This window comes from Clostridium sp. SGI.024 (assembly GCF_050315195.1).
Classification (GTDB): Bacteria; Bacillota; Clostridia; order Clostridiales; family Clostridiaceae; genus Clostridium.
Window position 1 is genome coordinate 24,627 of record NZ_JBNPON010000045.1, and the last position, 7,577, is coordinate 32,203.

4 protein-coding genes are annotated in these 7,577 nt (G+C 27.2%); 3 read left to right on the forward strand and 1 reads right to left on the reverse strand.

All coding sequences use genetic code 11. The annotated features are described in order from the left end of the window. Window positions 1-2: 2 nt before the first annotated feature. The 3 genes from ACQRD5_RS12150 to ACQRD5_RS12160 all read left to right on the forward strand — a co-directional run bounded on the left by ACQRD5_RS12150 (window position 3) and on the right by ACQRD5_RS12160 (window position 6,187). Window positions 3-2,621, forward strand: a complete 2,619-nt coding sequence (locus tag ACQRD5_RS12150) for a putative 2-aminoethylphosphonate ABC transporter permease subunit (protein WP_427746861.1) — start codon at window positions 3-5, stop codon at window positions 2,619-2,621. A gap of 422 nt (window positions 2,622-3,043) precedes the next feature. After that, window positions 3,044-4,399 (forward strand): PTS sugar transporter subunit IIC, encoded by a 1,356-nt coding sequence (locus ACQRD5_RS12155; protein ID WP_291628773.1) that lies wholly within the window; start codon window positions 3,044-3,046, stop codon window positions 4,397-4,399. A 3-nt stretch (window positions 4,400-4,402) separates the two neighbouring features. Beyond that, entirely contained in the window at window positions 4,403-6,187 is a 1,785-nt protein-coding gene (locus ACQRD5_RS12160; protein WP_427746863.1) for a glycoside hydrolase family 35 protein, read from the forward strand. Between the two features lie 71 nt (window positions 6,188-6,258). Here the strand turns inward: ACQRD5_RS12160 and ACQRD5_RS12165 are convergent, their stop codons facing one another. Then, window positions 6,259-7,473 carry an ROK family transcriptional regulator gene (locus ACQRD5_RS12165; protein ID WP_291628778.1) on the reverse strand — a complete coding sequence of 405 codons (1,215 nt, stop codon included), beginning with the start codon at window positions 7,471-7,473 and terminating at the stop codon, window positions 6,259-6,261. Window positions 7,474-7,577 lie beyond the last annotated feature (104 nt).

A 7,577-nucleotide genomic window follows, 5' to 3' on the forward strand; every position in this document is an offset into this window, starting at 1 on the left:
TTATGTTAGATATAGATAGATCAAGAGAAAGTAGAAGGTTACTAATATATGCAATTACAATTTTTTTTGCAGTAGTATTAGTATTTCCTATAATAACCTTATTTAAAGAAGCATTTTATATTAATAATGAATTTGTTGGAATTAGTAACTTTAAAACTTACTTTTCAACACCGTCATTATTTAATTCATTTAATAATAGTTTATATGTATCAAGTATAACATCTGTAATAGTAGTGTCTCTAAGCTTTATTTTTGCTTATGCAGTTGAGAGATGCAATATAAAGTTTAAGAGATTAATAAACTTTATAGCTTTATTGCCATTATTTATACCAACTATGACTCATGCTATAGCATTAATATATTTATTAGGTGAAAATGGATTAATATCAACAGGTTTTTTTGGAAAATTACCGTGGTTAGCATTTGATTTTCCTCTGTATGGGAAGTGGGGAGTTATAATTGCTGAATGTATATATGTATTTCCAGCTATATATATGATGTTTTCAGTTGCTTTTAGAGTTTGTGATTATAGATTGTATGAAGCAGCTGAAGTTTTAGATACTAGTAAATCAAGAATGTTCTTTACTATAACTTTACCATCAGTAAAATACACAATAATAAGTGCTTTTTTCTCAGCTTTTACAATGGTGTTTTCTGATTTCGGTATTCCAAAGGTTCTTGGAGGAAGTTATAGTTTATTAGCAACAGATATTTACAAGCAAGTTATAGGACAATCTAATATAACTATGGGAGCAACTGTAGGTATATTATTAATAATTCCATCTATAATATCATTTGTAGTTGATAGAAAGGTTGGAAAATCAGTAACATCAATAGATTCCAGTGCAAAGGATTATGTAATTAAGGGAAATAAGATAAGAGATAGAATTATTTCAGCTTTTGTATTTTTAGTATGTACATTTATAGTAGTAATATTTTTATCTGTAATTATGGCTGCTTTTGTAGAACAATGGCCATATAATTTGAACATAACGACTAAATGGTTTAATGTTAGTACAGTAGGTACTACGCCGATTAAAATATTCGCCAATACTCTTTTCGTCTTTTTAATTTCAGCCATATTAGGAACAATTATAGCAATATTAGCAGCATATATAACTCAAAGAGGTATTGGATTCGAAAGATTGAGAAAGTTTATTGATTGGATTAGTATTACACCACTAGCGATCCCAGGCTTGGTAATAGGATTATCTTATTTATTATTCTTTAATAAGCCAATGAATCCTATGAAATTTATTTATGGTACCTTTATTATTATGATTTTTGCTAATATTGTTCATTTCTTTAGTATGCCATATATGACAATAAAGGGAAGTATGAAAAAAATAGATAAAGAATATGAAAATGTATCTGAAACTATGGGAGTGCCATGGTATAAGGTTTTTGATAATGTAGTATTACCTTTATCAAAAGCATCTATTATTGAAAGCTTTCAATATTATTTCTTAAATTCTATGATGACAATATCAGCATTAGTATTTTTATATACTACTAAGACTAAAGTAGCATCTGTTGAAATGGTTGCGACTTATGATGAGGGAATGACAGCCTCTACAGCTGCAATTGCAGTTATGATTTTAGCTAGTAATTTAGTTGTTAAGTATGGAATAGAGTTGTATAAAAATAAGAGCGAAAATGGAAAACTTCATAGAGAAATGAATATATATAGAACTATCCAAATAGTAAATGATCAAGATAATATTTCTAAGAAAATATTAAAAGAAAAACTAGGAGTTTCTTTATTAAAAGCAAATTTACTTATTAAAGAATGTATTAAAAATGAATTGATCTGTAAAATTCAAATGGGAGAAGTTACTTATTATGAAGTTACAGAAAAGGGATTTGAATTATTAAGACAAAATATTGAGTTAATTAAAGAAGATAGATTATTAATCTCTAAGGATTCAAATAAAAAAACGAAAGTGGCTGTAATATTAGCAGCTGGAAAAAGAATTGATTTTGATGTTTCTCCTGCTGGATTAGCAATAGGTAATACTACATTAATAAAAGAAAGTATAAGAAAGCTTAGAAAAAATGGTATAGAAAAGATAATAATAGTTCTTGGATATGGAAAAGAGATAATTATGGATAGTCTTAAGGATGAAAAAGATATAATTTATGTAGTTAATGATAATTATAATACAACTGCAAGCATGGAATCCTTAGCACTAGCTAGCAAGTATATAAAAGAAGATTTTATTTTAATAGAAGGTGATTTATTCTTTGAAGATAAAGCTTTAAAAGAATTATTAGATAGTGAGAAAAGAGATTGTATTCTATTAACAAAAAGAAGTAAATCAGGTGATGAAGAATTTGTCCAACTTAAAAATAATTATTTATTTAAGCTTGGAAAGGACATTCATCAATTTAATAGAGTTGATGGAGAGTTAGTTGGGATAATTAAGGTATCTTATAATTTACTTGATTTAATGATGAAAGAATATAAAGAAAATATGAATTCTCTTTTAAATTATGAATATATTCTATTAGATGTTTCAAGAAATTTTAAAGTTTCTTGCTTAAAAATTGAAGATTTAATTTGGGGGGAAATTGATAATATAACCCAATATGAGAGAGTAAAAAAGATATTTAATAAATAGAAATATAATAACCTCAGGGAATCTAGAGATTTGATACCCTGAGGTTTATTTTAAATAAAAAAGATTAAAGTAGCTTATATATATTGACAAATTATTTTTGGTAAATTATACTTTAGATATAATTGATAATAAATTATTATCAATTGTTGATAAAACAAGGTAAAATTGAACTATATAATAATTTTTTGTAAAAAAGGGGTGAAGGTATTCAATTAAAAGTAATTATTTATACATATCCATAACATAGTTTTAGATTAAATTCTAAAAATGATAAGGGAAAGTAAGTAAAAAAAGAAAACGTTTAAATTAGTTATAAGAAAAGTACATATTTGGTTAGAAAAGTGAAAAATATTTAGAATCTACTTTATCAATTAAAAAATGCTAATTTAAATGAAAATAAATTAATAAAAGGAGAGAAAAATATGAATAAGTTTATGGAAACAATGGAAAAATATCTATTACCAATTGCTTCAAAAATAAGCAATCAAAAATTCTTAATAGCTCTTAGAGATTCTTTTATAGGTACAATGCCTGTTGTTATGGCTGGATCAGTTGCAATACTATTAAATGCATTTTTAGTAGATGTACCAGCACAGTTTGGAAATACTTCTATACCAGAAACTTTTAAATGGATAGTAGATATAAACAATCTTATCTCTAAAGGTAGTATATCAATAGTATCATTATTATTTATATTCTCTTTAGGTGTTAATATTGCTAAAATGTATAAAACCGATACCTTATCTTCAGGTATAGTTTCACTTGCAGCATTTATAATATCAATAGGTAACTCAATATCTCAAAATATTAAATTACCTAATGCTGATGGAAAAGTTCTATCAGAACTTTTCAATGGAATAGCAGGTGTTGGAGTTGATGGTAATAGTTTAGCTGTTACTATAAACAATGTTATTCCTATAAATCAAATTAACTCAAGAGGATACTTTACAGCAATGATAATTGGTTTCTTAGCTTCAATTATATTCTGTAAATTAATGAATAAAAATTGGACAATCAAGTTACCAGATACAGTTCCACCAGCAATTGCAAAACCATTTATGTCTATAATTCCTGGTTTAGTTTCATTATATGTTGTTGCTATAGTTGCATATGCATTTAATAGAATTACTGGACAATTAATAAACGATTGGATATTTAAAGTATTACAAACACCATTATTAGGATTATCTCAAAGCTACTTAGCAGTTGTAATTCTTGCAGTAACAATACAATTACTTTGGTTCTTTGGTATTCACGGTGGTAATGTTATGGCACCAATTATGGAAGGTGTATTTGGAGTAGCATTATTAGCTAACATGGAAGCATTCCAAAACAATGAACCACTTCCATACTTATGGACAAGCGTATCATTTGGATCTTTTGTCTGGTTTGCAACAGTTGGCTTATTAATAGCAATATTTTGGCAATCAAAGAATAAGCACTATAGAGAAGTAGCAAAATTAGGTATAGTTCCATGTATGTTTAATATAGGAGAACCAGTTATGTATGGACTTCCTACAGTTATGAATCCAATATTATTTATCCCTAAAATTTTAGCACCAGCTTTAATGGTTACAGTTGCATATTTCGCAACAAGTCTAGGTTTAGTAGCACCAGTTTCTCAAAACGTTACATGGGTTATGCCACCAGTATTATATGGATTCTTCTCTACAGGATTTGACTGGAGAGCAATTATATTAGGATTAGTAAATTTAGTAATTGCTACATTTGTTTATTTACCTTTTGTGAAAATGGCAGATAAACAGGAGCAAATATAATATATGGATAAGTTTGAAATAAAAGACGAGTTCTATCTAGAGGGGAAGAAGTTTCAAATTTTATCTGGAGCTATTCATTATTTTAGAATACACCCTTCTCAATGGGAAGATACATTATTTAATTTAAAAGCATTAGGCTTTAATACAGTAGAGACCTATATTCCATGGAATATTCATGAACCTTATGAAGGAAGATTTGATTTTGAAGGAATTAAGGATATAGAGAAGTTTATAAAAACTGCTGAAAAGATAGGGCTATATGTTATTTTAAGACCTACTCCATATATATGTGCTGAATGGGAGTTTGGTGGACTTCCAGCATGGCTTTTAAAAGATAAGGAAATAAAGCTTAGAACCTCAGATGAAAAATTTATTGAAAAGATAAGAAATTATTATAAAGAATTATTTATTAGATTAGTTAATTATCAAATAACTAAAGGTGGACCTGTTTTAATGATGCAGGTTGAAAACGAATATGGTTCTTATGGTAATGAAAAAGACTATTTAAGAATTATAGCATCTATAATGAAGGAAAATGGGGTAGATGTTCCCCTTTTCACTTCAGATGGTACATGGATTGAAGCCTTAGAATCTGGAGCATTAATTGAAGATGATATTTTTGTAACTGGAAATTTTGGCTCTAAATCAAAGGAAAATTGTGATGTTCTTGAAAAATTTATTGTAGATAATGGCAAAAAGTGGCCTATTATGTGTATGGAATATTGGGATGGATGGTTTAATAGATGGGGCGAAGATATTATTCGTAGAGATGCTATAGACCTAGCTGAAGATGTAAAGGAAATGCTTGAAATAGGAAGTATTAATCTTTATATGTTTAGAGGTGGAACAAATTTTGGCTTTATGAATGGTTGTTCTGCAAGAGGAAATAATGATTTACCACAGGTTACTTCCTATGATTATGATGCTGTTTTAAATGAATGGGGTAATCCAACTGATAAATATTATGAATTACAAAAGGTTATAAAATCACTATATCCTAATATAGAACAAATGCCTCCAAGAAAGAGAACTTTAAAGAATATTGGTAGTTATAAAGCTGATGGATTAGCTGATCTTATGTCTGTTGCTCCATATATATCTAAAGAAGTAAAAACAGCATATCCTAAGGGTATGGAAGATTTAGATTGTAACTATGGATATATGTTATATAGAAGTAAAATAGAAAATTATAATCATAGTGAAAAATTAAAGGTAATAGATGCTTCTGATAGATGTCATATATATATTGATGAAAAGCTTGTTGCTACTCAATATAAAGAAGAAATAGGAACAGAAGTTGAGTTTAGTAGTGAAAATGAAATTATAAATGTTGAGGTTTTAGTTGAAAATTTAGGTAGAGTAAACTATGGACATAAGTTAAATGCACTTACTCAAAGAAAAGGTATAAAGGGTGGTGTTATGATTAACAATCATTTTCATAGTGGATGGGAGCAATATCCTTTATGCCTAGATGAAGAGATGATTTTTAAAATTAAATTTGATAAAAAAGCTGTAACTAAAGTAGATACACCAACATTTTATCATTTTACTGTTGAATTAAAAGATATTTATGATACATTTATAGATTGTTCTAAATACGGAAAGGGATGCATATTTATAAATGGCTTTAATATTGGTAGGTACTGGTCTAGAGGGCCTATACAATATTTATATGTTCCATCAGGCTTCCTAAAGGAGAAAAATGATATTGTTATATTTGAAACTGAAAATATCTTAATTAATGAGCTTAATTTTAGTGACAAGCCAGTTTTTCTCACTGATAAATAAATATAGATAGCACAAAGCTCCTTAAAAAATTTATCTTTAAGAGTTTTGTGCTATATTTATTTAATTAATTTTTAGAGCACTTCTTCAATTGGATCAGTTAACTGAATTAGATTTTTTGATATGCAAAAGGCAGCAGCGGCTAAAGCACCATTATGATTATTATAATCTTTTATCATAATATATTGTTTTGGTTGTATTGATAATAAGCTAATACTGTTATTTATTGATTCTTGTAATAAATCTCTTAAAATAGGCTCATTGAATAATTCTCCATGAACTATAATTTTATTAGCATCAATCATCATTGATAAATTATTAAGTGTAATTGAAAGATGTTTAATAGCAGAATGAAGAATATTTATTACACTTGTATCTCCTAAACTATATGCGTTTAATACAGTTCCAATTGTTATTTTATTTTTATCTGTAACTAATTGTCTTAGGTACGTAATTTCAGAGTTATCAAATAATATTTGGCATTTTTTTATAATCCAAGATTCACTACTGTATGTTTGAAGACAACCTCTCTTACCACATTCGCATAATTCACCATCTGGCTGTACAACTATATGTCCTATTTCACCTACAATATAATTTTTTTTAGCATAGAGCTTCCCATTATACATATATGAGCAGAACATTCCTCTACCTACATGAAAAAATATAAAATTATCATCATTACCAGGAAAAGCGAATAATCTTTCTGCTGTAGTCATACATTTAACGTTGTTTTCAAAATAAATTGGTAAAGGTAGATTATCTAATAAAGCTTTTATATTAAAGTTTTTCCAAAAAGAATTATTACTAATAATTGATATATTCTTTTCATCAAAATGTCCAGGAAGGGCAACTCCAATTCCTTTTGGGCTATAATTTTCACAAGAACTTAAAAAATCTTTTAATTCTTTAATATAAAAATCTTCAGTTAAAGTTTCCTCCAAATTAGAACTATTTAATTGAATAGTTTTTTCTTTAAAAATTTCACCTAAATTATCAGTTAAACAAAATGAAATATATTTTGGAGATAATTCGGTACCTATATAAAAACTATGTTTAGAGGATATACCCAATAGTATTTTTTTTCTTCCAGATTTACTTTCCTCAGGAACAACCTCTCCAAGTTCATGTATAAGATTTTCTTGAATCATATTACCAGTAATTTCACTAACTGTAGCAGGGGTGATACCTGTTTCCTTTGAAATATCAATTCTAGAGATAGGACCCTTAGCATATATTTTATCTAAAATTTTAAATCTTAGTTTTTGTTGGTTTTTTGTAAGTTTCATAGCGTCTCTCCTTTCAATGATAATATTATATAATATTAATTATAATTTATAAATAAATATAAGGATTTTATTTTAAATTACTTTTAGTAATAAAAAAGAATGAA